Source organism: Paraferrimonas sp. SM1919 (assembly GCF_010993985.1).
In the GTDB taxonomy this organism is placed as follows: domain Bacteria; phylum Pseudomonadota; class Gammaproteobacteria; order Enterobacterales; family Shewanellaceae; genus SM1919.
Map to the genome: position 1 here is coordinate 1 of NZ_WINH01000112.1, position 583 is coordinate 583.

Below are 583 nucleotides of genomic sequence, written 5' to 3' on the forward strand. Positions count from 1 at the left end.
ATAGCGAGTTGTAGGAGGTTGTTATGCCTAGACCCCGTAGTACGTTAATTTCAGTTGAAGATACTCCTTATTATCACATCACTAGCCGTGTTGTTCGTCGTGCTTTCCTGTGCGGATTTGATAAATACACCAATAAAAACTATGACCATAGACGCGGCTGGGTTGAGTCGTTAATTCATAAACTCAGTGGTATTTTTGCGATTGATGTTGCAGCTTACGCAGTAATGTCGAATCACCTTCATTTGGTATTACACATTGATATCTATAGAGATAATGATTGGTCAGATAGAGAAGTGGTAGAACGTTGGCACAAGCTGTTTAAAGGCACGCTACTGAGTCAACGCTTTGCGAAAGGAGACTTGCTCTCTGATGGTGAAGCACTAACCCTTCGTAAAACCATTGCCGAGTATCGCTCAAGGCTTTCAGACATTTCATGGTTTATGCGCTGCTTGAATGAGCCTATCGCTAGAAAAGCGAATCATGAGGATAACTGCACCGGCCACTTCTGGGAAGGTAGGTTTAAATCACAAGCTTTATTAGATGAAGCCGCTGTACTTGCCTGTATGGCTTATGTGGATTTAAA

General features: G+C 42.4%; 1 pseudogene. It reads left to right on the forward strand.

Annotated elements, in window-relative coordinates:
- Positions 1 to 23: 23 nt before the first annotated feature.
- Positions 24 to 583 (forward strand): annotated as a pseudogene (locus tag GFB48_RS17405) (transposase); the annotation flags it as partial.